General features: G+C 48.4%; 18 protein-coding genes. 12 read left to right on the top strand and 6 right to left on the bottom strand.

All coding sequences use genetic code 11. From position 1 onward, the window contains the following. The first annotated feature begins 33 nt into the window (after nucleotides 1-33). From K7X24_RS10510 to K7X24_RS10540, 7 genes are all read left to right on the top strand, one after another. On the top strand, nucleotides 34-918 hold the full coding sequence (locus K7X24_RS10510; RefSeq protein WP_224554772.1) for a hypothetical protein: 885 nt from the start codon (nucleotides 34-36) through the stop codon (nucleotides 916-918). Between the two features lie 240 nt (nucleotides 919-1,158). Then, entirely contained in the window at nucleotides 1,159-1,734 is a 576-nt protein-coding gene (gene nudK, locus K7X24_RS10515; RefSeq protein WP_103861344.1) for a GDP-mannose pyrophosphatase NudK, read from the top strand. 400 nt (nucleotides 1,735-2,134) lie between these two features. Next, nucleotides 2,135-3,400, top strand: coding sequence for an ABC transporter substrate-binding protein (locus K7X24_RS10520; RefSeq protein ID WP_224554774.1), 1,266 nt, complete (start codon nucleotides 2,135-2,137; stop codon nucleotides 3,398-3,400). Nucleotides 3,401-3,463: 63 nt separating this feature from the next. Continuing rightward, nucleotides 3,464-4,345 carry a carbohydrate ABC transporter permease gene (locus K7X24_RS10525; protein WP_039355562.1) on the top strand — a complete coding sequence of 294 codons (882 nt, stop codon included), beginning with the start codon at nucleotides 3,464-3,466 and terminating at the stop codon, nucleotides 4,343-4,345. A gap of 1 nt (nucleotide 4,346) precedes the next feature. Then, nucleotides 4,347-5,159, top strand: coding sequence for a carbohydrate ABC transporter permease (locus K7X24_RS10530; RefSeq protein WP_116362924.1), 813 nt, complete (start codon nucleotides 4,347-4,349; stop codon nucleotides 5,157-5,159). 36 nt (nucleotides 5,160-5,195) lie between these two features. Further along, on the top strand, nucleotides 5,196-6,281 hold the full coding sequence (locus tag K7X24_RS10535) for an ABC transporter ATP-binding protein (protein WP_224554776.1): 1,086 nt from the start codon (nucleotides 5,196-5,198) through the stop codon (nucleotides 6,279-6,281). A gap of 210 nt (nucleotides 6,282-6,491) precedes the next feature. After that, nucleotides 6,492-8,015, top strand: a complete 1,524-nt coding sequence (locus K7X24_RS10540) for a glycosyl hydrolase 53 family protein (protein ID WP_224554779.1) — start codon at nucleotides 6,492-6,494, stop codon at nucleotides 8,013-8,015. Between the two features lie 84 nt (nucleotides 8,016-8,099). Here the strand turns inward: K7X24_RS10540 and K7X24_RS10545 are convergent, their stop codons facing one another. The 4 genes from K7X24_RS10545 to K7X24_RS10560 all read right to left on the bottom strand — a co-directional run bounded on the left by K7X24_RS10545 (nucleotide 8,100) and on the right by K7X24_RS10560 (nucleotide 13,787). Continuing rightward, nucleotides 8,100-9,131 carry a LacI family DNA-binding transcriptional regulator gene (locus K7X24_RS10545; protein ID WP_224554781.1) on the bottom strand — a complete coding sequence of 344 codons (1,032 nt, stop codon included), beginning with the start codon at nucleotides 9,129-9,131 and terminating at the stop codon, nucleotides 8,100-8,102. A gap of 229 nt (nucleotides 9,132-9,360) precedes the next feature. After that, nucleotides 9,361-10,230 carry a BglG family transcription antiterminator LicT gene (licT, locus tag K7X24_RS10550; protein WP_224554944.1) on the bottom strand — a complete coding sequence of 290 codons (870 nt, stop codon included), beginning with the start codon at nucleotides 10,228-10,230 and terminating at the stop codon, nucleotides 9,361-9,363. 148 nt (nucleotides 10,231-10,378) lie between these two features. Next, the gene (locus K7X24_RS10555; RefSeq protein WP_224554783.1) at nucleotides 10,379-11,806 is read right to left on the bottom strand and encodes a glycoside hydrolase family 1 protein; all 1,428 of its coding nucleotides are present in this window, start codon (nucleotides 11,804-11,806) and stop codon (nucleotides 10,379-10,381) included. 64 nt (nucleotides 11,807-11,870) lie between these two features. Next, complete coding sequence (locus K7X24_RS10560) at nucleotides 11,871-13,787, bottom strand: beta-glucoside-specific PTS transporter subunit IIABC (RefSeq protein WP_224554946.1); 1,917 nt, start codon at nucleotides 13,785-13,787, stop codon at nucleotides 11,871-11,873. Between the two features lie 519 nt (nucleotides 13,788-14,306). Between K7X24_RS10560 and maeB the strand changes: the two genes are divergently transcribed. Continuing rightward, entirely contained in the window at nucleotides 14,307-16,586 is a 2,280-nt protein-coding gene (gene maeB, locus K7X24_RS10565) for an NADP-dependent oxaloacetate-decarboxylating malate dehydrogenase (protein ID WP_039495186.1), read from the top strand. Between the two features lie 194 nt (nucleotides 16,587-16,780). Next, nucleotides 16,781-18,055, top strand: coding sequence for a tryptophan permease (mtr, locus tag K7X24_RS10570; protein ID WP_224554785.1), 1,275 nt, complete (start codon nucleotides 16,781-16,783; stop codon nucleotides 18,053-18,055). Between the two features lie 184 nt (nucleotides 18,056-18,239). On the opposite strand, the gene K7X24_RS10575 is transcribed toward mtr, so the two are convergent. Together K7X24_RS10575 and hemF are read right to left on the bottom strand one after the other, a co-directional pair. Further along, entirely contained in the window at nucleotides 18,240-18,692 is a 453-nt protein-coding gene (locus K7X24_RS10575; RefSeq protein ID WP_010307164.1) for a YaiI/YqxD family protein, read from the bottom strand. Nucleotides 18,693-18,695: 3 nt separating this feature from the next. Continuing rightward, complete coding sequence (gene hemF / locus K7X24_RS10580) at nucleotides 18,696-19,628, bottom strand: oxygen-dependent coproporphyrinogen oxidase (protein WP_224554787.1); 933 nt, start codon at nucleotides 19,626-19,628, stop codon at nucleotides 18,696-18,698. Between the two features lie 181 nt (nucleotides 19,629-19,809). On the opposite strand from hemF, the gene K7X24_RS10585 reads away from it, so the two are divergent. The 3 genes from K7X24_RS10585 (at nucleotide 19,810) to K7X24_RS10595 (ending at nucleotide 24,211) form a co-directional block, all read left to right on the top strand. After that, nucleotides 19,810-20,235, top strand: a complete 426-nt coding sequence (locus K7X24_RS10585) for a GNAT family acetyltransferase (RefSeq protein WP_010301346.1) — start codon at nucleotides 19,810-19,812, stop codon at nucleotides 20,233-20,235. Between the two features lie 336 nt (nucleotides 20,236-20,571). Beyond that, nucleotides 20,572-21,543, top strand: a complete 972-nt coding sequence (locus K7X24_RS10590; RefSeq protein ID WP_224554789.1) for a TonB family protein — start codon at nucleotides 20,572-20,574, stop codon at nucleotides 21,541-21,543. Nucleotides 21,544-21,613: 70 nt separating this feature from the next. Further along, nucleotides 21,614-24,211, top strand: a complete 2,598-nt coding sequence (locus K7X24_RS10595) for a TonB-dependent receptor plug domain-containing protein (protein WP_224554791.1) — start codon at nucleotides 21,614-21,616, stop codon at nucleotides 24,209-24,211. Nucleotides 24,212-24,237: the final 26 nt, after the last annotated feature.

Genomic DNA, 24,237 nt, shown 5'->3' on the forward strand with positions numbered 1-24,237 from the left:
CAATAATTAAATATATCAGAAAGGATAAGTATTATGCTATTTGAGAAAAATATTAGCCGTTGGAAACCAATGAAAGAAGTTAATTCACGTGAATTTAAGGCATTGTTACGTCCAGATTTTTTTGAAGGTTCGAGGGAAGAAGGGTACCAAATAGTTTGGGACAGAATTAAACAGGCTAGTTTAGCTCATGGTTTTGGTGTAGAGGATGTATCGGATCCATTCAGTGAAACACACAAAATAAAAGAGTACTTTGATACTGAAGATCTTGCGTTGCGAAAAAGAGGCCTTCTTATCAGACAAAATTCAAAGGTGATCGATGGTTCAGTGGTTTACCCTGCATCTTTAACAGCAAAAGAGCTGGGAAGAAATACATATCGTGTTCTTGGCACAAGGCTGGATTTTGCCGAAGGGATCACTGGGAAAAGTGAGGTTGAGGAAAAAATCGCATTGAATAATGAAGGTATGCTTGATGGATATGTTGAGGTTAAAAGAAAAATTTATCTGAACCAACCTCGTGAAGCAACTACACTCAGATACTTTTCGGATATATTTCCTGAGCTTAAGCATGTAAGAATAGATATTGATACCGAGCTGAAATCTTACCAGATGCACAGCCATCGTATTTATCCGGGCGCTATTATCCTTACAGATAAACAGCGTATAACGTTTGATATAGAAGCATGTTTATATGAGGGTGAAATCTCGCCATTTGTTGTAGGTTGTTCATATACTCTTGATACTCCCAAATATCATGATATGAAAAAATCCCATAAAAAAGCAGAGAGTTTTCTCTGTTCAGTTATTGAAGGTTCGTGCAAGGATTTAATTTACCCAGGTGCTGGGCGATGGTTGGGGTCGAAACTGTCGATGATGCTTGAGCAAAATACAAACCAAATTTTGAGATTTGAGGATGCATAAAAGACGCTGGGTAAGTGATTCGGGTGATGCAGCCAACGCAGATGTAGCTTGTAACTAGGACGGGTATGGCTGTTCTGGAAGATGCTACTCTGATTAGTATCGGAAAATGGCGTATCATCATTACAGTTTTAAGAGCCTTGGTCTCGTGCCAGGGCAGAAATCTCTTCTTTGTTCTGCTATCTGCGCTAAGGCAATCGCATTTTGAAGAGCCCTCCAGCCATCGATCACCGAGGTGTTTGCATGTCGTCTCCCATTGATATCGTCGAAAAGAAGCTGCTATCCGATAATTGGTACATTCTGAATAAATATACTTTTGATTTAAAAAGAAATAATGGCGGAATCGTTCGCCAGGTTCGTGAAGTCTATGACCGTGGTGATGGCGCGACGATTCTGCTGTACAACCGGGCGAAAGGCACGGTGATTCTGACACGGCAATTCCGTATTCCCACCTACGTGAACGGCAACGAAAGCGGCATGCTGCTGGAAACCTGCGCCGGTTTGCTGGACGACCATTCGCCTGAAGAGTGCATCCGTAACGAAGCAATCGAAGAAACCGGCTATGCGATCGGCAACGTGGAAAAGCTGTTCTATGCCTACATGTCGCCGGGCAGCGTGACGGAACGCGTGTACTTTTTCGCGGCTGAATACGATGAGTCGCTGCGCGATAATCCGGGCGGCGGCGTGGAAGACGAAGATATCGAGGTGCTGGAGCTGCCGTTCAGTGAAGCCGTCGCGATGATGAACGATGGCCGGATTAAAGACGGCAAGACCATCATGCTATTACAGCACGCGATCATTCGTGGCTGGTTTGCCTAGGCGTCAGCGTATTTTATGGCACACGGGCATCGACGTGTGCTGCTTGATTTGCCGTGGTAACGTTTTCATTTTTGGGTAATGCCGTGATGGCCGTGTGATTATGGCTAATACTATCGGAGTAAACTTTTTATTTATTTTCTTATGATGAGGTTTTTACTTGAATTTCAATGTGATGAGTTTATTTTAGGTTGATTTTTAGTCTGTTTTATCGATTGGATATGGGTTTTTTCTAAGGAAATTTTTCCTAAATTTTTTGTATTGAGATCGAATATTTAGTTATTTCTCTCCTTGTTGTGTGAGCCGTATCACTGGATTAAAGAATGTAAGCGGTGTAACTCGTTGCTTCATTATGCAGTAACTCATATTCTCTCTTTACAAAAAGTAAAGAAGGACTGCTCTGATGAAGATCAAGAATAAAGTATCTACCCTATTTGCAGTTTCATTCCTCACGTTGGGCTTATCGAGTCACAGCCTGGCTGCTGAAGTCACCGTATGGGCCTGGGATCCTAACTTCAATGTTGCGGCAATGCATGAAGCCTCTTCGATATATACAAAAGCCGATCCAAATTTTAGTCTGAAAGTGATCGACTCAGGTAAAGAAGATATTGAGCAGAAACTAAATACCATGTTGGCTTCTGGTGTTAAAAATGCGCTGCCTGATATTGTGCTTATTGAGGATTATAATGCGCAGAAATATCTTCAGGCTTATCCTGACTCATTTGTCCCATTGCAGGATGCTATTGATTATAGCCAGTTTGCACCTTATAAAACGAAAGTGATGACGGTAGGGAATAAGGTATACGGTGTTCCTTTTGATTCCGGCGTGGCGGGGATGTTCTATCGACTCGATTATCTGGAAGCTGCCGGATATAAAGAGAGCGATATGGTGAACATTACCTGGGATAAATATATTGAAATCGGTAAGCAGGTAAAAGCGAAAACCGGCGTTGATATGCTGACCTACGATATGAACGATGTGGTTCTTCCCCATATTATGATGCAGTCCGGTGGAGAATGGTTCTTCGATAATCAAGGCCAGCTCAATCTCACCAAAAACAATGCACTGAAAGAAACGTTAAAAACGATTAAAGCGATTAATGACGCGAAAATTGTGCGGCCTATCTCTGGCTGGTCGAGTTTTGTGGGGAGTTTTAACGCAGGGAAATCAGCGAGTGTGGTTTCCGGCGTATGGGTGATTGGCTCCATTAAAAGTGCCGAAGATCAGAAAGGAAAATGGCGTGTTGCGCCGATTCCTCGGTTAAATCTCGACAAAGCGGTACATGCTTCCAATCAGGGAGGGTCGAGCTGGTATGTCTTAAAAGGTGGCAAAAATACTAAACAGGCGATTGAATTTTTGCAGAAAACCTTTGCGGCAGATAGCAATATGTATCAAACCCTTTTGGTTGATCGCGGTGCGCTTGCCACCTTCCTTCCTGCCACTTCCGGCCCGGCTTATGCAGTAAAGGATCCGTTCTTTGGCGGTCAGCCCGTCTTTGCTGATTTTTCTAAATGGGTGACTGAAATTCCACAGGTCTCCTATGGCATGTATACCCAAGAAGTTGATAACGCCATTGCCGCTGAAATACCTGCATTACTGAAAGGCGATTCTGTTGATGACGTTTTAAAACGCGCCGAAACTACATTAAAAAATCAGATTATGCAGTAGCGAGTGTGAGCTTGAGGGCGGCAAGCCCTCAAGTATTTCTCTCCAAAAATCGATGGTGTGATAATGATGTATAAACCTAAAATGAATAGGCTTTATAACATCAACGGCTGGGCTTTTGTCGCTACGGCTGTTGGGTTGATTGCCTTAATGACGATATACCCTATTTTCAAATCACTTTGGCTCTCTTTTCAGTCTGGCCGTGGTGTGGTGACACAATTTGTTGGCCTGGGAAATATCATTCGTTTATTTAATGATCCTATGTTTAAAACGGCACTTTGGAACACATTAACCTTTCTGGTTATCCAAGTGCCCATTATGATTTTGCTATCATTAGCGATTTCTTCTTGCCTGAATTCGTCTCAACTTAAATATCGTCAATGGTTTAGAATAGCCATATTCTTACCCTGCGTCACTTCGCTGGTTGCCTACTCTATTCTTTTTAAAAGTATGTTTGAGTTGGACGGCGTGATTAACTCATTCCTGATGTTTATTCATGTTATTGACGATCCGATTCCGTGGCTGTCCGATCCTTTCTGGGCAAAGGTGACGATTATTATTGCGATCACATGGCGTTGGACGGGATATAATATGATCTTTTATCTTTCCGCTATGCAGAACATTGATAAGTCAATTTATGAGGCCGCCAGAGTCGATGGTGTCAGCCCCATTAAGCAGTTTTTCTTTATCACTATACCATTACTGAAACCGGTGATTCTTTTTACCAGCGTGACATCAACGATTGGCACATTGCAGTTGTTTGATGAAGCGATGAATATCACGAATGGTGGTCCGGCAAATGCGACGCTGACGTTATCGCTTTATATTTATAACTTGTCGTTCAAATTTGTGCCTAACTTCGGTTATGCGGCAACGGTTTCGTACGTGATTGTTGTCTTCTCAGCAATACTGGCGCTGATTCAATTTAAAGCGGCACGGAAGGGATAATATGAGAAAAAGTAAAATTAACAGCATACTGATGCATGTTTTTCTCGTGTTGATGAGCATTTTTTCGCTTTTCCCTTTCTACTGGATGGTGGTATCGAGCACGAATAGCACCAGCCAAATCAACATGGGGAAATTCACGTTTGGCGATCAGCTAGTGGTCAATTTTACCAATCTGACGAGTCAGGTGGATCTGTCATTAATATTTTGGAATACATCAAAAATTGCGTTGATTAGCACAGTGTCAACGCTTGTGGTGTGCTCTATCGCAGGCTATGCGTTTGAGATTTATTCCAGTAAAAATCGCGAGCGTGTCTATGTTGCGCTATTAACGACGATGATGATCCCGTTTGCGGCATTAATGATCCCGCTTTTCACCATGTTTGGTAAGGCTGGCTTGCTGGATACGCATTTTGCCGTTGTTATGCCAACGGTGGCAGGCGCATTTATTATTTTCTACTTTAGGCAATGTACTAAAACGTTTCCGAGGGAGCTGATAGACGCTGCGCGCGTGGAAAGCGTCGCTGAGTGGAAAATTTTCCTGTATGTCTACGTGCCGATTATGCGTGCCAGCTATTCTGCTGCTTTTATTATTGTTTTCATGACGTCATGGAATGCCTTTCTCTGGCCGCTTATTGTCCTTCAGTCTAATGAATTAAAGACGATTAATCTGGTGCTATCCAGTTTTGCTTCTGCCTACTCGCCAGATTTCGGATTGATTATGGTTGGAACGGTGATTTCTACACTTCCCAGTTTACTTATCTTCTTTGCCATGCAGAAGCAATTTATCGCCAGCATGACGGGCGCGGTAAAGTAATACGCTCTCAATGGAAAATTAAAGTTTGAGGTTCACATGGCTGATATTTTACTAAAAAATATAGTGAAACGTTACGATAAGACGGAAACGATCCATCGTATCAATCTTGAAATTAATTCTGGCGAGTTTGTGGTATTCGTCGGCCCGTCGGGATGTGGTAAATCCACGTTGCTGAGAATGATCGCTGGGTTGGAAGAGATCACGGATGGCGAAATTCATATTGATAACCGTTTAGTGAACCATTTCGACCCCGCAGAGCGAGGGATTGCGATGGTATTCCAGTCTTACGCGCTGTACCCGCATATGACGGTGGCTGAAAACATGGGGTTTGGGCTAAGAATGAATGGGCACCCCAAAGCCGAAGTGGAAAAAATGGTGCGAAAGGCGGCAATGACGCTCCAGCTCGAAGCATTGTTGGATCGCACACCGAAACAGCTCTCTGGCGGTCAGAGGCAGCGCGTTGCGATTGGGCGAGCCATTGTGCGCGATCCTAAAGTGTTCTTATTTGATGAACCCTTATCGAACCTCGATGCTGAATTACGCGTGGAAATGCGTTTACAGATCGCCCGGCTGCACCAGGAAATGCGTAATACCATGATTTATGTGACGCACGATCAAGTGGAAGCAATGACGCTGGCGGATAAAATCGTGGTACTAAACAAAGGCGACATTGAGCAGGTCGGCACGCCAATGGAGCTATACCATAAGCCAGAAAATCTTTTTGTCGCTGGTTTTATCGGTTCGCCGAACATGAATTTTCTACCCGGTGAAGTGATACAGGTTGAAGGAAATAACGTGAGTATATTGATCAATACGCTCAATACACTTTCCGTTAATGTTGCCAATCACGGCCTGAAAATCGGACAAAAGATTACCGTGGGTATTCGGCCTGAACACCTGAGTATTGATCCAAATGGCGGTGATGTCAGCCTGTCAATCAATAGTGAGGTAACCGAAAGGCTGGGTAATGCCACGTATATTTTTGGTGCTTATTCTGGCGTTAATCATTTCAAGGTACATTTTTCGGGTGACAACAGTATTGTTCCCTACTCAACGATTCCGCTTACGTGCCGTAGTGAACATCTGCATTTTTTTGATGAAAATGGAAAACGAATTAATTAAAAAATAACGGCCTGTAATTATGAAATTTGCTCCATAAAATATATGACGTAAAGGGAATAGTCATGAAGTTAACCAAGCAGCGATGAAAATTGGCTGCTTGGTTTTTTATGTAAAATTTATTTTTATAAATATCGACCTCTATTTTTTAATCTGTACCTGGGTATTTATGTAATAAATACCTTTTAAGTGTGTTACCTCAAGGAGAAATGAATGAAAAAGAATAATTATTCAGGAATCATCTCTGTATTGTTAATGCTGTTTATCGGGTTCATGTCAGCCAATCTGGCGAAAGCGGCGCAGCCGTTTGCTTATGGCGCGGATATTGGTTGGGTAAAACAGTTGGAAGATCGCGGAGTTACCTGGCGTGACGATGCTGGCGCTCAGCGTGATGTATTACAGATATTGCGCGATCACGGCATAAACGCGGTGCGACTACGTATTTTCGTTAACCCCGATCCCAGTGCGTTATGGCATAAAGATAATACGACCTGGACGATGCTCGGCTATACGGATAAAACCCGCGTGGTGGATGCCGCGCAGCGCGCCAAAGCGATGGGAATGCGCGTCATGGTGGATTTCCACTACAGCGATGTTTTCGCAGATCCTGGTCATCAAATAAAGCCAGCCGCGTGGGCGAATTACAATCTTGGTCAATTAACGACGGCCGTTTATAACCATACACATGAGGTGATGACTGCGCTCATTGCCGCTGGCGTGACGCCGGAATGGGTGCAGGTTGGTAACGAAATGAACCCCGGAATTTTACTACCGGAAGGCAGCACAAGCCGATTTGCCAATTTAACGCAGCTACTGAATGCGGGCTATGATGCGGTTAAAGCAGTCAGCCCTTCTTCCAAGGTGATCAGCCATTTGGCGCATGGGAATAATAATTCGAATGCTCGCTGGTTTTTTGACAATTTCCTCACCACGTATGGTGGGAAAACCGATGTGATTGGTTTTTCATTCTATCCCCATTGGGAGGGGAAAAACTATTGGGAGCTCACTGGTGCTTTGGCTAGCAATCTTAATGATATGGCGAGCCGGTATGGTAAGGAAGTCATGGTTGTTGAAGTCGGCGGTTTGGAGACCAACCCGACAGACAGCTACTGGACTATCAAAGATACCATTAATCTTGTTAAAGCCGTGCCGGGGAATAAAGGGATTGGGGTTTTTTATTGGGAACCTGCGGGTAATGCCAGTGTGTTGCCAGATGGCTATGCATTAGGTGCGACAACACGAGTTTCAGCCAATGTATTGCAGTTTATCCGAGCACTGGACGCGTTTGCCGAATCGCAAATCAATTTCGTCAACGGCACCCGCTATAAAATCGTTAATCGACACAGTAGTAAATCGCTGAATGTCGTAGCGGGATCGCATGAGGATAGCGCATTCCTTGAGCAATACACGGATGGTAACTGGGACAGCCAGCGTTTTTATTTTAACGCGATTGGCAATGGTTACTTCAATCTGGTGAATGTGAATAGCGGAAAATATATCGATATTACTTCCAGCGCCAATGAAGATGGCGCGCAGATTCTCCAAATGTATAACACCGGTCATTTTAGTCAGCAATGGCTGATTTTGGATGCCGGAGATGGCTATTATAAAATTCTGAATAGAAATAGCGGAAAGCTACTGGATATCAGTAGTCGTTCGACAGAGAACGGCGCGGCAGGTATTCAATGGCATGATAACGGGGGATGGAATCAGCTGTGGAAAATTACCGCTAATTGACGCTCTCTGGCCGCGTAACTTTCTTACGTGGCCGCTTTATTTGCAAAGGTAATAAATAGAAGGGCGGTATTATGAGCGGCATGGCTACGGATTGTTAAGCGTAAAACTTTCGCGCCAGACCATCTCATAGCCCAGTTGTACGTGTTTCTTGTAATAGCGTCCCGCTACCAATTCTAAAAATAGATCGACGGCGGCTTCGCCCATTTCAGTGGGGTAGAGCCGCATGGTGGTCAAACTGGGGTTGAGATGTTGTGCTGTGGGGATGTCATTCATCCCAATCACTTTGATTTGCTTAGGGATGGAAATACCTTTCTCTTGAATCGCCCGGTACACGCCAATAGCGATAATGTCTGTCGCCGCGAACACGACATCGGGCCATTCTTTTTGTTGCAGCAACTCATTCATCGCCTGATAGCCGGACTCAATACAGAATAACTGGCTGACCTTGCATCGCGACTCGTCGTAGATACCGTGTTTTTGCGTTATCTCCTGAAATACATGCAACCGGCTCTCATTGTTCCCTATAAATGCGGGGCGCTGAGCGCCGCTATTAACGATGTAATGTAATACCTCGCGTGCTGCCGCTTCCCGGTCGAAAAGCACAGCGTCACATTGTTTATCGAGGGGGGCTGAGTCGATAAAAATCAGATTCTTATTTAATGCGTAAATTAAGGCGATATCGTTATCGCTAAAGTGACCAACACAAATGATGGCCTGTGCCTGAGCTAAGGTGTTGCTATTAGATGATAAATTTGTGGTGAATATATTTCGCAATGAAATATTAAAATCATGGCAGCGGTTTTCGATACCAATACGCATTGCGGTGAAATAAGGATCGTTGAGTTCTTCTGAAGGCGTAAGAAAGTGGACGACGGCGAGATTTAATAAATTATCGTTATCCATTTTGAAATGGGAGCGTACAACAATGGCGTTATCTGACTTTTTTTTCTGCTGTTTACGCTGTGTGGGCGATAAATATTCCAGTTCATGGGCAATTTTCTTGATGAGTTGACGTTTTTCTTTAGTTACAGACAGACTGGGATCGTTATTAAGCACACGAGAAACCGTTGATGCTGCCACCCCAGCTTGTTGGGCGATATCTCTAATCGTTGTCACAAAAAATTTTCCATAATTTGCTTATGAAGATGATAGTAGCCAATGCCTTATGGATTGAACATGCCCAGTAACTAAAAATGCGATGAAGCTTTCAGTCATCGCCGTGTCACCTGCATGGGCTGTACCTTGTCCAAATGAGCTATCAGGGATTGGTTCTTGTGCGTGTTGTGCTTGTGAGGTCATAAGGACGAGGAGGTATGTAGCAGTGACAGGAAAACCGCTTATCAACTTATCGTCTATTGGGCGCATTTTCCTGTTCCGGTGTGATGCGGACGATATGAATAATCAGGTACAGCATTTCATCGTTAGAAATGTCGATATTGAGCAGGTTGTGAATATAGTCTTTGATCAGTCGACTGCACTTATAGGCATCAGGGTATTCTTTGGTGACTTGCTCAAAAATAAAGTCATCATTTGAATGAATCAGGCTATTTTCCAACAGACGCTGAATAAAGAATTGCATGTGCGTCAGAAAACGGGAGTAATTAATCGACTCTTTATCAATCACGATATGGAAGTTGTACTGGATGATATTAAAGATATCTTTCAGCATCTTGACCGACTGGAGCGTGTTTTCCATATTCTGGACGTCGGTTTGGGCATTGACTAAATGAAACGCGATATTGCCTGCTTCTTCTTCGGGCAATTCCAGCTTCATCTGTTGGTTAATGTCGTTGAGCGCCCGTGAGGCAATCGCAAATTCCTGCGGGTAGAACCGCTTTACCTCATAAAGCAGACGATTTTGTATGCTGATGCCTTTGCGATAGCGCTCAATCGCAAAGCTGATATGGTCGATCAGCGTAAAAAAGACCTGCTCGCTCAAGCGACCATGAAGCTGCCGGTTCGCATCATCAATAATCTTATTCACGATGTGAACATATTCTTCCCCAACGTGCTCAATCAGACGAGCAAATTCGCGTGGCGATGTGCCATCCTTGAGAATAAAGGTCTTCTCAATTTTGGCCGGATCGAGAATATCGCCGGTCTTGCTGTTAAAGCCGATTCCTTTCCCCATAACAATGATTTCGTTGTTATCTGCATCAGAAGATAACACCAGGCTATTGTTCAGTATTTTTATTGCTTTTATCGGTTCAGCCATCATGCGTTTCTTGAGTGATTCAGTGGGAAAGTCAGTGAGATAAGCTTGCTTCATGATGTGTCACGTTGCGGGAAATAGGCTTCCTGCAACGTGACATATCTGGCGTCGTATTTATCCCCGTTTTAACAACGTGTACTGGATATCGGTATCACGGGACGCTGGGAAATAAGCGCGCTCCATTTGATTCTATGACACCTTGATACCAGTAAAAACTTTTCTTTTTGATGCGGCGCAGATCTTTCAGATCGAATTCGTCGCGGTTCACGTAAATAAACCCGTAACGCTTGCCGTAGCCCTGATGGGTGCTGACCACATCGATCGCCGACCACGGACAATAGCCAATAAGATCAACGCCATCGCTGATGGCGAGCTGCATCTGTTCAATATGGCGAGCAATAAAATCGATGCGATATTGATCGTCGATCGTACCGTCGGCCTCAAGCTTATCCGGCGCGCCCATGCCGTTTTCCGTAATCAGGATCGGCAGATGATAGCGCTCGTAGGTTTTCCGCAGCGTTAAGCGTAAGCCAATAGGATCGATCACCCAGCCATAAGGCGTTTTATCAACGTGCGGGTTTTCCGCTGCGCGATAGACGCCGGGTTCGCCCAGCATGATTTGCTGATCGCCCGCGCGGGCGCTGACATCAGACGCATCGCCTTTGCTGGCGGCAATGGTGGCGGTGGAGTAATAGTTGATTGCCACGTAGTCGGGCTTTCCTGACTGTAGGATATCGTCATCGCCAGGTAATGTTTCCGGTGCCAGACCGCGATCTTCCAGATAACGCCAGGCCAGCGCGTTGTAGCGGCCGTGCACGGCAACATCCAGAAAACTCCAACAGCGCAGCGTTTCCCAGTTGTGTGCGGCGATAGCATCTTCCGGTTTGCTGGTGGCCTGATACATAGACGTGGTGTTGATCGCCGGACCAATCAGGCCATTGGGCGCGAGTTCGTGACACAAGGCCATGACCTGAGCCTGCGCCAACATCATGTGGTGGTTTTGCTGATACAGCACTTTTTTAGACGGTAAAACGCCACCTTCCGGCAGGCCAATCGCACCGGGATGCAGAATCATGGTGTTCTGCTCATTGATTGTCAGCCAATATTTTACCTTGTCGCCGAAATGCGTAAACAGCGTGCGGGCGTAGTGAACAAAGGCATCAATCGTGGCGCGATTCTGCCAGCCGCCTTGTGCCTCAAGACAATAAGGCAAATCGAAATGGTAGAGCGTGACGACCGGTTCGATATTGTGCGCGTTCAGTTCATCAATCAGGCTGTTGTAAAACGCGATACCCAGCGGATTGATGGCACCAGTGCCATCGGGAAGAATACGTGTCCAGGCGATAGAGAAGCGATAGGCCTTCAAGCCCAGCTCCGCGAAAAGCTGCACATCTTCTTTAAACCGATGGTAGTGATCGCTGGCGACGGTGAAGTCGGCAGTGTTTTCCAGGTGCTGGCATTGATCAATGATCGACGGGCTTTTCCCATCGGCCTGCCAGCCACCTTCTACCTGATAAGCTGACGTCGACGCCCCCCACAGAAAACCTGCCGGGAAGTGTTTTTGCTGTTGATAGTGCATATTTTTCTCACATACAGGGAGACTGAAAAGCATTGGGCACCTTGCCCAATGCTTTTATGGATCGTCAGGCGTTCACTTTAATGATGTTATCCATCGGGGCGATTGGCTGCGGTGCGGTGCAGACGACGCTGGCGTACTCATCGCTATTGATAATCACGACTGGCGTAACCGGGTCATAACCCAGACGCGTGATTTCATGCAGATCGAAGCTAATTAGCCTGTCGCCAGCGGTGACACGGTCGCCCGGTTTGATATAGCCGGTAAAGTGCTTGCCGTTGAGGTTCACCGTGTCCAGACCGACGTGAATCAGCAATTCCAAACCGTTGTCAGCCCGGATGCCGATGGCGTGTTTAGACTCAAGGAACGTGATGATTTCGCCACTGACGGGCGCAACCACTTCACCGTTGTCAGGAATAATCGCCACGCCTTGTCCCAGTAATCCCTGTGAGAATACGTCATCGTTGATGTCACTCAGCGCGACCAATTTGCCGGACAGCGGGCTGAGTATAGTTTGTGGTTCTGCGTGGCCTTCTGCGGCCTGCGTTTTTTGCACGGTATTGGCTGCCGGTGTCGCTTGGCGTTGATCTGCCTGAGCTGAGTCGGTTTGGGTATTGTCAGTTTCATCCACCGGATCGTCGAATCCCATGATCCAGGTGAGAGCAAACGTGACGACAATCGCAATGGCGCAGGTGATCAGCGCATGGACGATGTTCATCGGGTTTTCACCAATGAAAGCAGGCAGCGCTGCCAGCCCCGGCGAGACGAAGGCGTAGCGAACCAGCCCGGCTAAACCGGCATAGATGCCCGCACAGCCCCCGCCAATCATGGCGGCAATCAGCGGTTTCTTCAATTTCAGCGTCACCCCGTACAGGGAAGGTTCGGTGATACCCAGCAGCGCGGTGAAGCCCGCCGAAGAAGCCAGCTGTTTCAGATTCTTATTCTTGGTTTTAAACGCAACGCACAGCGTGGCGGCACCCTGAGCAATGTTAGAAGCCAGCATGCCGGGCCCGTTGATCATTTCGAAGCCGTTACGGGTAAGCTGCGAGGTGGCAATCGGCGTCATCGCCCAGGCCGTACCGGTGATCACCAGGAACGGCTGCAGGCCACCCATCAGCATCGGGATTAACCAGCTTGCCTTGCCGTCAATGATAGCCGCGCCGCTGGCGACCAGATCGTTGAGGAAAATACCGAAAGGCCCAATCACCACTAACGCCAATGGCGCGGTAAACAGCAGCACGATCATCGGTTTGGTGAAGAAGGTGATCATCGATGGCGAGACTTTTTCAGCGAATCTCTCGATGTAAGACATGATCCACACGGTGAGAATGATCGGTAACACCGATCCGGCATAGTCCGCCAGCCGTACCGGAATGCCGATAAAGCTGATTGGCCCGCCTGATGCTAACAGCTGAGCCAGATTCGGGTGCAGCAGTGCGCCAGCAATCGTCATCGCCAGAATCGGGTTACAGGCGAACTTGATGGAGGCACCGTAAGCCAGCAGCACGGGCAGGAAGAAAAAGGCCGCATCAGAGATGGTATCCAGCAAGCGATAGGTCGTGCTGTCGGCAGAAATTAAGCCCGTCAACTTGAGGATTGCCAGCAGTGCTTTGATCATCCCTGCGCCGGTAATTGCTGGAATGACGGGGGTAAAGGTGGTGGAAATCACGCTGATGATTTGCGTAAAAATGCCGCCTTTTTTCTGCTGCTTGTTACCAGCATTGCGCTGGCTGTTCATCTCGCCAATCTCATTCAAAATCGCCCGGTAGGTGACTTGAACGTCGTTGCCGATCACCACCTGAAACTGGCCGCCGCGATCGACCACGCTGATGACGCCGGGAAGTTTAGCAATCGCCTCTGCCTGTACGGCATGGCTGTCGTTGAACTCGAAACGTAAGCGAGTGGCGCAGTGGGTCAGTTTGCTGACGTTCTGCTTGCCGCCGCTCAACGCGAGGATGTCGACTCCAAGTTTTTGATAATTCATTTTTTGATGATCCATAGTTTTACCCTGTGTTGACGCCAATTAGGCCAAAAAAAAAGACCAAAATAAAAATGCACCTCTTAAAAAGAGGAAATGCATTTTTACTTTGGTCTTGCCTGCCGAAGCAGTAGCACGCCGCGATAAAAATAGGCTGGTGCAACTTGTGGTGTTGCGCCGCAATATCAGCATGCGGCGCTGGAGTCATGCAATGGACTCAGGTGAATTAATTGATCTGGATCACAAACAATAGCGCGGTTTGCGATCCTTTTGCGCACGGTATCGCAGTCTCAGTTCATCGTAATGTGATGGCATCACAGCTTTACTTTAGCAGTGCTGTCCCGCGCGATTTCTCTCTACAAGTTATCTGATTGTTGAACAAAAAACCGTCAAATAAAATAACTATATTAACCAGCATTCCCCCGCAGTTTTTGCCATCCTCGGTAGTTTCGTCATTCGCAAACACTATACTGGGTACTCTTGACCCTACAGACACAACACAACAAAACCGAAAAGGTACATAAGATGGATGAACAGCTAAAGCAAAGCGCCCTTGATTTCCACCAGTATCCGATTCCCGGAAAAATTCAGGTTTCCCCGACGAAACCACTGGCGACACAGCGCGATCTGGCGCTGGCCTATTCCCCTGGTGTCGCGGCTCCCTGTCTGGAAATTGCGGCAGATCCGCTGGCCGCCTACAAATACACCGCGCGCGGCAATCTGGTTGCCGTTATCTCTAACGGGACAGCCGTTCTGGGCCTCGGTAATATCGGCGCACTGGCCGGTAAACCGGTGATGGAAGGCAAAGGCGTACTGTTTAAAAAATTCTCCGGCATTGATGTTTTCGATATCGAAGTCGACGAGCTGGATCCAGACAAACTGATCGACGTGATCGCCGCGCTGGAGCCGACGTTCGGCGGTATCAATCTGGAAGATATCAAGGCGCCTGAGTGCTTCTACATCGAGAAGAAACTGCGTGAGCGCATGAAGATTCCGGTCTTCCACGACGATCAGCACGGCACCGCGATCATCTGTACCGCCGCCGTTCTGAACGGCCTGCGCGTAGTCGAAAAAAATATCTCCGATGTGCGTCTGGTCGTGTCCGGTGCGGGCGCTGCGTCTATCGCCTGTCTTAACCTGCTGGTGGCGCTGGGTCTTCAGAAGCACAACATTGTGGTGTGTGATTCACGCGGCGTGATTTTCCACGGCCGTGACGAAAATATGGAAGAAACCAAGGCCGCTTACGCCATTGAGGATAACGGTGCTCGCAAGCTGGCTGACGTGATCCCTGATGCGGATATTTTCCTTGGTTGCTCTGGCCCCGGCGTACTGACGCCGGAGATGGTGAAAACCATGGCACCGCGTCCGCTGATCATGGCGTTGGCTAACCCGGAACCAGAAATTCTGCCACCGCTGGCGAAAGAAGTGCGCCCGGATGCCATTATCTGTACCGGCCGTTCGGATTACCCGAATCAGGTGAACAACGTGCTGTGCTTCCCGTTCATCTTCCGTGGCGCGTTGGATGTTGGCGCGACTACGATTAACGAAGAGATGAAGCTGGCCTGCGTGCATGCGATTGCCGATCTGGCGCTGGCAGAGCAGAGTGAAGTGGTTGCCTCTGCCTACGGCGACCAAGAGCTGTCATTCGGCCCAGATTATCTGATTCCAAAACCGTTCGATCCGCGTCTGATCATCAAGATCGCACCGGCGGTGGCGAAGGCGGCGATGGATTCCGGCGTGGCGACGCGTCCGATCGAGGATTTCGATGCCTACATCGAAAAACTGACCCAGTTCGTCTACAAAACCAACCTGTTCATGAAGCCGATCTTCGCGCAGGCGCGTCAGCAGCCGAAGCGTGTCGTCTTCGCCGAAGGTGAAGATGCGCGCGTGCTGCACGCTACGCAGGAACTGGTTACGCTGGGGCTGGCGTTCCCGATTCTGATTGGTCGTCCGAGCGTCATCGAAATGCGTCTGCAAAAGCTGGGGCTGCAACTGACCATCGGTAAAGATTTCGAAGTGGTCAATAACGAATCCGATCCGCGCTTCAAAGAATACTGGAGTGAGTATTTCGAACTGATGAAGCGTCGCGGCGTGTCGCAGGAGAAAGCGCAGCGTGCGGTGATCGGCAACCCAACGCTGATTGGCTCGATCATGGTTCACCGTGGCGAAGCGGACGCGCTGATTTGTGGCACGATTGGCACGTATGAAGAGCATTTCGATGTGGTTGAGAAAGTCTTCGGCTACCGCGAAGGCGTACATGCAGCTGGGGCGATGAACGCGCTGATGCTGCCGAGCGGCAACACCTTTATCGCCGATACCTACGTCAATGCAGATCCAACGCCGGAACAGCTGGCGGAAATCACCCTGATGGCGGCAGAAAGCGTACGTCGTTTCGGTATCGAACCGAAGGTTGCACTGTTGTCGCATTCCAGCTTCGGCACCTCGGATTCCCCGACGGCGCAGAAAATGCGTGCCACGCTGGCGCTGGTCAACAAGCTGGCGCCGGAACTGGAGATTGATGGTGAGATGCACGGTGATGCCGCGCTGGTGGAAGCGATTCGCCGCGAGCAAATGCCAGACAGCCCGCTGAAAGGCTCGGCTAACATCCTGATCATGCCGAACATGGAATCTGCGCGTATCAGCTATAACCTGCTGCGCGTTTCCTCTTCAGAAGGCGTGACGGTAGGGCCGGTACTGATGGGGATCTCAAAACCAGTACACATCCTGACGCCGATTGCCTCCGTACGCCGGATCGTGAACATGGTCGCACTGGCGGTGGTAGAAGCACAAACTCAGCCGCTGTAAGTTATTTCCAGTCATACAGACAAACCCAGCCGATTGTTGGCTGGGTTTTTTATTTATCGCAGTTTATCGACCAAATAGATTGTCTGGCCGATATGAATCAATGGAATAATTTTTGTTTTATGCCATGATCCCGCCTCGTCTTTAGGGGGAGATTCCCCTGACTCGATAAAAAAACCAACGAGCGAATATCGGCTATGGCAACACGCGCAGTGAACGAAAATACAGTAGAAAAAAGCGGTACAGAAAAGCGTCTTCCTTCGCTGTTTGGCGGGTCGATGATTATTGCAGGAACGATTATTGGTGCTGGGATGTTTTCCCTGCCGGTGGTGATGTCGGGTGCCTGGTTTTTCTGGTCATTGGCCGTGTTGGTGTTTACCTGGTTTTGCATGTATCACTCGGGGTTAATGATACTGGAAGCTAACCTGAATTATCCGACGGGTGCCAGCTTCGATACGCTGACCAAAGATCTGTTAGGTAAGACCTGGAATGTGATTAACGGCATATCGATTGCCTTTGTCCTCTATATTCTGACCTATGCCTATATCTCGGCGAGTGGCTCAATTATCCATCACACGCTTGCTGAGATGTCGATCGATTTCTCCGCCCGCGTCGGCGGCTGCCTGTTTGCGCTGTTTGTCGCGTTGACCGTGTGGTGGAGTACTGCGGCGGTGAGTCGCATGACCGCCTTTTTTCTGGCGGCAAAGGTACTGACCTTTTTCATGACGTTCGGCAGTCTGCTGTGGAACGTTAAGCCGGTTGTTTTACTCAATGTTGCGGAAGAGGCACCCAGCTATCTTCCGTATGTCCTGATGACGCTGCCATTCTGCCTGGCCTCTTTTGGCTTTCATGGCAACGTTCCCAGTTTGGTGAAGCATTACGGCCATAAGCCACAGGTCATCAAACGTTGCCTGTTTATTGGCAGCGCTCTGGCACTGGTGATGTATGCCATCTGGTTGATTGGTACGATGGGAAACATTGCCCGCCCTGATTTTATCGGGATTGCGGAGCGGGGCGGTAATATTGACGTGCTGGTGCAGACGCTGGGTAGCGTGTTGAACAGCCCCTATCTGGACGTGTTGCTCACCGTCTTTTCCAACTTCGCCGTCGCCTGTTCATTTCTTGGGGTAACGCTGGGGCTGTTTGATTATCTGGCGGATTTATTGAAGTTTGACGATAGCCGACAGGGAAGAGCCAAGACGGCGCTGGTGACCTTTCTGCCGCCAATCATCGGCGGTCTGCTGTATCCGAACGGCTTTATTTATGCGATTGGGTTTGCCGGATTGGCCGCTACAGTATGGGCGGTGATTACGCCTGCGTTGCTGGCCCTTGCGTCGCGTCGCCGCTTCGGTAGCCCGCTGTTCCGCGTGCGGGGCGGCAATGCGATGGTTGCGCTGGTGCTGCTATTTGGCATTGGCACCGCGCTGATACATGTGCTTTCGAGTCTCGATCTGCTGCCGGTTTATCGCTAAGTAATATCGCCATCCTGCTTTGCTAAAACAGAAGGGACGAGATAGTTAATGTTGGTTGCTTGAGTCTGTTTTTAGGAGAAGCGCGGGGATGAGGTTCCCGTAGGGGTACCTCGCCCCGCGATTGCTCCGTGTATCTCGATCTTTTAACGATCGGTAGTCTACGGAAGGGGAATCAGGCAGAGCGTTACGGCTTTTTCGACTGCTGCAACCACTTGTCCAGTTCATTAGCGAACTGCTGACGGTCCCGCTGGTTTAATGCGCTTGGGCCACCGGTTTGTATCCCGCTGGCGCGCATGGTATCCATAAAATCCCGCATGTTTAGTCGTTCCCGAATGGTATCCGGCGTATAGCGCTCTCCACGCGGATTCAACGCGATGCCGCCTTTTTCTATCACTTCCGATGCCAGCGGAATATCCGCAGTGATCACCAGATCGCCTGCTTCAACGCGTTGCACAATCTCGTTGTCGGCGACGTCAAAACCCGCCGAGACGCGTAGCGTACGAATAAAACGCGATGGCGGTACTTTTATGGTCTGGTTGGCAACCAGTGTGACTTGTGTTTGCGTGCGATCTGCCGCGCGAAATAGCACTTCTTTGATGACGTTAGGACAGGCGTCGGCATCGACCCAAATCTGCATGACTTATGCTTCCTTGTTGTGCGTGTGACTTTCTGCCAGCCAGTCTTTAGCCGGTAAAAAATCTTGATACAGCAGGGCTTCCGGGCTACCCAGTTCAGTCTGATGCTGGTATTCCCAGCGTGCTAGCGGTGGCATGGACATCAAAATTGACTCGGTGCGTCCGCCGCTTTGCAGACCAAACAGCGTACCGCGATCCCAAATCAGGTTGAATTCCACATAGCGTCCACGACGATAGAGCTGGAATTCGCGCTCGCGTTCTCCCCACGGCAGATCTTTACGCCGTTCAACGATGGGCAGATAACCATCAAGGAAGCCGTTACCGACGGCGCGAATGAAGGCAAAGCTGGTAGCAAAATCTGGCTCGTTGAGATCGTCGAAGAAGAGTCCGCCGATACCGCGCGCTTCGTTACGGTGCTTCAGGAAGAAGTAATCGTCGCACCACTTTTTATAGCGCGGGTACACATCCTCACCGAACGGCTGGCACAGGTCGTGAGCGGTCTGGTGCCAGTGCACTGCGTCCTCTTTGAAACCGTAATAGGGCGTAAGATCGAACCCGCCGCCAAACCACCAAACCGGCTCTTCTCCCGGTTTCTCGGCGATGAACAGGCGCACGTTGGCATGGCTGGTGGGGAGGTAAGGGCTCAGCGGATGAATCACCAGCGAAACGCCCATCGCCTGAAAGCTGCGGCCTGCCAGATCGGGGCGATGGGTGCTGGCTGAAGGCGGCAACGACTTACCGATGATATGAGAAAAATTTACGCCAGCGCGTTCAAAGATACGTCCGCCGGACAGCACGCGACTGCACCCGCCGCCGCCTTCGGCACGCAGCCATTCATCTTTGGCGAAATCGGCTCCGCCATCAAGTGCTGCAAGCTGCTGGCAGATATCTTCCTGTAAGCTAAGCAAAAAATGTTTTACCGCATTGACGTCAGACATAGTGGGCATCTCGTTTCTCTGGCGATGAGGGCACAATAATAAAGGCGGCAGTATACCATCAATAAAATCGATCCCCGGTCACCTGTTGTGTGATTCCTGATGGCGGCGCGCAATTTGAGATTGCGTCTGATAAAAATCACGCGATAATCACAATTTACCTTATTGCAAAATGGCGACTGTGATGGAAATCCGCATATTCAGGCAGGATGACTTTGAAGCCGTGATCACCCTCTGGGAGCGCTGCGATTTGCTGCGCCCGTGGAACGATCCTGAGATGGACATCGAACGTAAGCTCAATCACGATCCCGATCTGTTTCTGGTCGCAGAGGTGAACGGCGAAATCGTGGGATCGGTAATGGGCGGTTACGACGGTCACCGCGGATCGGCATACTATCTGGGCGTGCATCCTGATTTTCGCGGGCGCGGCATTGCGAATGCGTTGATTAGCCGTCTGGAGAAAAAACTCATTGCCCGCGGCTGTCCGAAGATCCACCTGATGGTGCGTGAAGACAACGATGCCGTGATCGGCATGTATGAAAAACTCGACTATGAGATTGTCGATAGCGTCACGCTGGGAAAACGGCTGATTGAAGATCGGGAATATTGATCGCTATTGCGTTGATGCTAAACCACTATTCCAGCACCGTTTCTCCCCCTAATTTCCCTTCCTAGTAAAAAGTGCGCCTCTGTTAGCGCACTTTTTTCATTTAACCTCAATGCGTTACTGTGATTTGTAATGATATTGCATGCAGTTTGTTAGACTTTGTGGGTAACAGTTTTCATTTGTAAAACGATTCTCATTTGTATTATTATTTATTAATGTTGTCCGATCGGCCTTGACATGTTTTTTCGTGTTCCGATCTTGCTTACATTTTATCGCCTGGAAGATTGTGACTGCACTACTGACACCAGGAAGTTGAAGTTTAAGAGATGGAGTTGGATAGTGAGTAGTGAAAATCTTCAGGGGGCTTTACTGGGTGCGAATCGCACTGGCAGCAGCGTATTGCTGGGCTCTCGTCCTCTTGCTCATTCCTATCCAACCACAGCGCTAACCGCCGATGTGCCTAACTGGCGTTCTCTGGCATTCTTTGTGTTGTCCTGCGTGGCGCATGCGGCGCTAGCGGTTTTCTTTCTATTGCACTCTTCCCCGAAAGAAAGCATTGACGATATGGCAGGAAACGCAGGTGGAAGCATGCAGGTGACGATGATGGCTGCGGCAATGGTGCAGCAGGCTGATTCATCCCCTTCTACTGCAGAGTCTTCCGATCCTCCCGTTGTGGCGACGCAAACCGTTTCTTTAGAACAGCCTATTTCGCCTCCGTTACCAGAACACCCCAACCCGGTTATTAAACAACCTGTCATTGAGCGCAAGCCCATCACGCCCGTTACGGAAAAGAAGCCGCCCGTGCGTGAGAAGAAGCAGCCTGAAAAGAAGCCTGAGAGCAAACCAAAAGAACAACAACAGGCTACGCAGCAGCAGACAGAAAAAAAGAGCGAGTCTCCCGTAGCGACAAATCAGACCGGTGATGCACCTTCACCGATGCAAGCTTCTGCTGGCATGCCGGGCAGTGCGGCAACGGCCAAGGCAGGAGAAAGCGATAGCGGTCAGGCAGCTCGCGGTGCAGGGAAAAGCAACAGTCAAAATTTCAGAGCACTGCATCGCCGTGTGAATTATCCCTCTCGGGCAAAAGCGCTGGGTGTGGAAGGAAAGGTGCGCGTCAAATTCGATATTACCGGCAGTGGTACGGTCACTAACGTACAGATTCTGTCTGAAACGCCAGACGGCGTATTTGGTGATGACGTGGTGAAAGACATGGCGCGCTGGCGCTATCGCACGGAGGCGCCGGTTGATAATCAGGTCGTTTCCATCGTTTTCAAACTGAATGGACACATTCGAGTTGATGACCAGCAATAAATATTACACGTGGAATTTACAATAATATTTTATTTTTCAAATAATTATGCTTATTGGGGATTTTGAATAAATGAATAAGAACGTCTATTTAATGATGCTTTTGTCATTATTATCAGGGCCTGCGCTCGCACAGCAAAATGATACCTCTGCTGATGAAAATCAGCAGAAAAACAAGGCAGAAACCGAAGAAGAACAGCAGGGTGATTCCTCTTCGGAGAATAGCGAAGATACGATTTTAGTCCGCTCAACCCCGACCAGTCAGTCGATGGGAACGCAAATTATTAATGCTGAGCAGATTAAAAAGATGCCGACCGGAAACGGTTCGATACCAGAGTTATTGAAGAATAACGCTGCTGTGCAGTTCTCGAACACGGCGAATAGCAGTAATACACCGGGGGAGCTGGCACCGGAAAACGTCTCGTTCCACGGCGAGAAATTTTACAACAATAACTTTATGATCGATGGGCTATCGAATAATAGCAATATTAACCCTGGAGCCAATAAGGGGCAGCTAGATACTGATCCTGATGGTTACAATGCGACAGATCTACCTGCGGGTGGGACACAATCGTTCTGGATTAACTCCGAGCTGATTGAATCGTTGGAAGTGTTTGATAGTAACATCTCCGCTAAGTACGGTGATTTCACCGGTGGTGTGGTGGATGCCAAACTGATGGACCCAAAACTGGATAAAGCCTCCGGCAAAGTTTCTTACCGTACCTCGCGCGATAGCTGGACGAGTTATCACGTCGATGGGGGTATCAGCGACGAGTTTTATTCTGCGACTAATCTGTACTACCAGCCAAAATTTAAGAAGCAGTTCTATTCAGCTACCTTTAACCAGCCATTGAGTGATAAAGCGGGATTTATTTTTGCCTATAACCGCCAGCAGTCAGATATTCCCTATTATCATCAGTATTTGCAACAGTGGGACGATCAGGAACGGATGAGTGAAACCTACCTGCTCAAAGGCTCCTATCTGGCGGACAATGGCGATATTGTTCGCATAACGGGTATGTATTCTCCACACGAATCTAAGTATTACAAAAGAGATGCAAAAAACGGGGCATTTACCAACACGGGGGGCGGCTATCGCTTCAATATGGAGTGGGAGCACAACGCCAGTTGGGGGAAAATGACCAGTCTGGTGGGTTATCAGTCTGAGCAGAACAAGATTGAACATGAGTCTAATGAATTTATTACTTGGATCCACAATGCGCCTTCGTTAGGTTTTGTCTCCCAGTCATTGGATTGGCAATCGTCAATTCGTACCTCACAGATTGGTGGTTATGGGACATTTGCCACGGAAAAAAATACCACCACATTGAAGCAGAATTACGAACTTAACCCGGCCTTCTTATTGGGGATGACCCATCAGGTCGATTTCGGCTGGCAGGCTGACTTTGCGAGTGCACAGTATCACCGTTCTCAAGATGCCTATTTGAGCAATACCTCGGCGAATGCTACCTACGTCAACCCCAACGTTGTGTGTTTGCCCGGTGATAAACTGTGTATTCCCGGTGAGCAGTTTGCAGGTTCTCGTATTCTCTACCCAGCCCGTTCTGTGCAAGTCAGCTATAACAGCTATGCTGCTTATCTGCAAAATAGTATGAGCTATGGTCGGCTGGAATTGACCCCTGGCGTGCGTGTTAGCTACGATGATTTTCTGGAAAATCTGAACTTCGCCCCCCGTTTTTCTGCCTCTTACGATGTCTTCGGCGATCGTTCTACGCGCGTATTCGGTGGAGCCAACCGCTATTATGGCTCGGGTATGCTGTCATATAAGCTGCGTGAGGGTATTGGCACGAATATCGCGCAAAGGCGCACCTCGTCCACTGCACCGTGGGTTTCTAATCCCTCAAGAATTACGGGTAATAATTACACCGTTTCTGATTTAAATACGCCTTATAGTGATGAAGTAACGCTAGGACTATCGCAGCGAGTCATGAATACCGTATGGACGGCAAAGTGGGTTAATCGTCAGGGGAAAGATCAGTTTGGCGCTGAATCAATGACCGTTGCTGGGCAACGTTACCGCGTGATGAATAATGATGGCCGGACTGAAGGGAATACATTGTCTTTGGAAGTACAGCCCATCAGCCCACACCACTTCAGCTTTGCTGAAGTGAACTGGAAATTGGGTGCCGGTATCGCGGAAAATAAAGCTAACTCGATTGCTTACTACGATGATACGAATACAGATGAGAGCCGGGTTATTGTTGATAATAAATTGATGTATAAAGGCGATATGGACGCCATGGACTTCAATACGCCCTGGACTGCCTTCTTGAATGTGGATACCTACTTCCCAGCAATTCGCCTCAATTGGGGCCAGCGAGTAGGCTATACCTCCGGTTACAAAGGATATACTCCTCTGGCATTAAATACAGTGTGTCCTGGTGGGAGCCCTGCCTGTAACGCTGAACCTGACTTTACCGGAGAGGCGAAAGAGTATGTCTCTACCAGATATGACGATTTTATCTCCTACGACTGGCGTTTCTCCTACTCGCAGCCAGTATACAAAACTCAGACGCTGGATATCACGCTGGATGTGCTGAACGTGTTGGATAACGTGGTGGAAACGCAGCAGAAGACGAATATTAATACGACGACGGTAACCTACAAACCCGGCCGTCAGTTCTGGCTTGGTGTCGCTTACACTTGGTAAATCTTATGCTCCGTCATTCGTCACAT

The organism is Pectobacterium versatile (genome assembly GCF_020166435.1).
GTDB lineage: Bacteria > Pseudomonadota > Gammaproteobacteria > Enterobacterales > Enterobacteriaceae > Pectobacterium > Pectobacterium versatile.

What these genes read in the sequence shown, in the direction of transcription:
- K7X24_RS10510 (WP_224554772.1), top strand. Translation starts at nt 34, where the DNA reads ATGCTATTTGAGAAAAATATTAGCCGTTGGAAACCAATGAAAGAAGTT.
- nudK (WP_103861344.1), top strand. Translation starts at nt 1,159, where the DNA reads ATGTCGTCTCCCATTGATATCGTCGAAAAGAAGCTGCTATCCGATAAT.
- K7X24_RS10520 (WP_224554774.1), top strand. Translation starts at nt 2,135, where the DNA reads ATGAAGATCAAGAATAAAGTATCTACCCTATTTGCAGTTTCATTCCTC.
- K7X24_RS10525 (WP_039355562.1), top strand. Translation starts at nt 3,464, where the DNA reads ATGATGTATAAACCTAAAATGAATAGGCTTTATAACATCAACGGCTGG.
- K7X24_RS10530 (WP_116362924.1), top strand. Translation starts at nt 4,347, where the DNA reads ATGAGAAAAAGTAAAATTAACAGCATACTGATGCATGTTTTTCTCGTG.
- K7X24_RS10535 (WP_224554776.1), top strand. Translation starts at nt 5,196, where the DNA reads ATGGCTGATATTTTACTAAAAAATATAGTGAAACGTTACGATAAGACG.
- K7X24_RS10540 (WP_224554779.1), top strand. Translation starts at nt 6,492, where the DNA reads ATGAAAAAGAATAATTATTCAGGAATCATCTCTGTATTGTTAATGCTG.
- licT (WP_224554944.1), bottom strand. Translation starts at nt 10,230, where the DNA reads ATGGCTGAACCGATAAAAGCAATAAAAATACTGAACAATAGCCTGGTG.
- K7X24_RS10555 (WP_224554783.1), bottom strand. Translation starts at nt 11,806, where the DNA reads ATGCACTATCAACAGCAAAAACACTTCCCGGCAGGTTTTCTGTGGGGG.
- K7X24_RS10560 (WP_224554946.1), bottom strand. Translation starts at nt 13,787, where the DNA reads ATGAATTATCAAAAACTTGGAGTCGACATCCTCGCGTTGAGCGGCGGC.
- maeB (WP_039495186.1), top strand. Translation starts at nt 14,307, where the DNA reads ATGGATGAACAGCTAAAGCAAAGCGCCCTTGATTTCCACCAGTATCCG.
- mtr (WP_224554785.1), top strand. Translation starts at nt 16,781, where the DNA reads ATGGCAACACGCGCAGTGAACGAAAATACAGTAGAAAAAAGCGGTACA.
- K7X24_RS10575 (WP_010307164.1), bottom strand. Translation starts at nt 18,692, where the DNA reads ATGCAGATTTGGGTCGATGCCGACGCCTGTCCTAACGTCATCAAAGAA.
- hemF (WP_224554787.1), bottom strand. Translation starts at nt 19,628, where the DNA reads ATGTCTGACGTCAATGCGGTAAAACATTTTTTGCTTAGCTTACAGGAA.
- K7X24_RS10585 (WP_010301346.1), top strand. Translation starts at nt 19,810, where the DNA reads ATGGAAATCCGCATATTCAGGCAGGATGACTTTGAAGCCGTGATCACC.
- K7X24_RS10595 (WP_224554791.1), top strand. Translation starts at nt 21,614, where the DNA reads ATGAATAAGAACGTCTATTTAATGATGCTTTTGTCATTATTATCAGGG.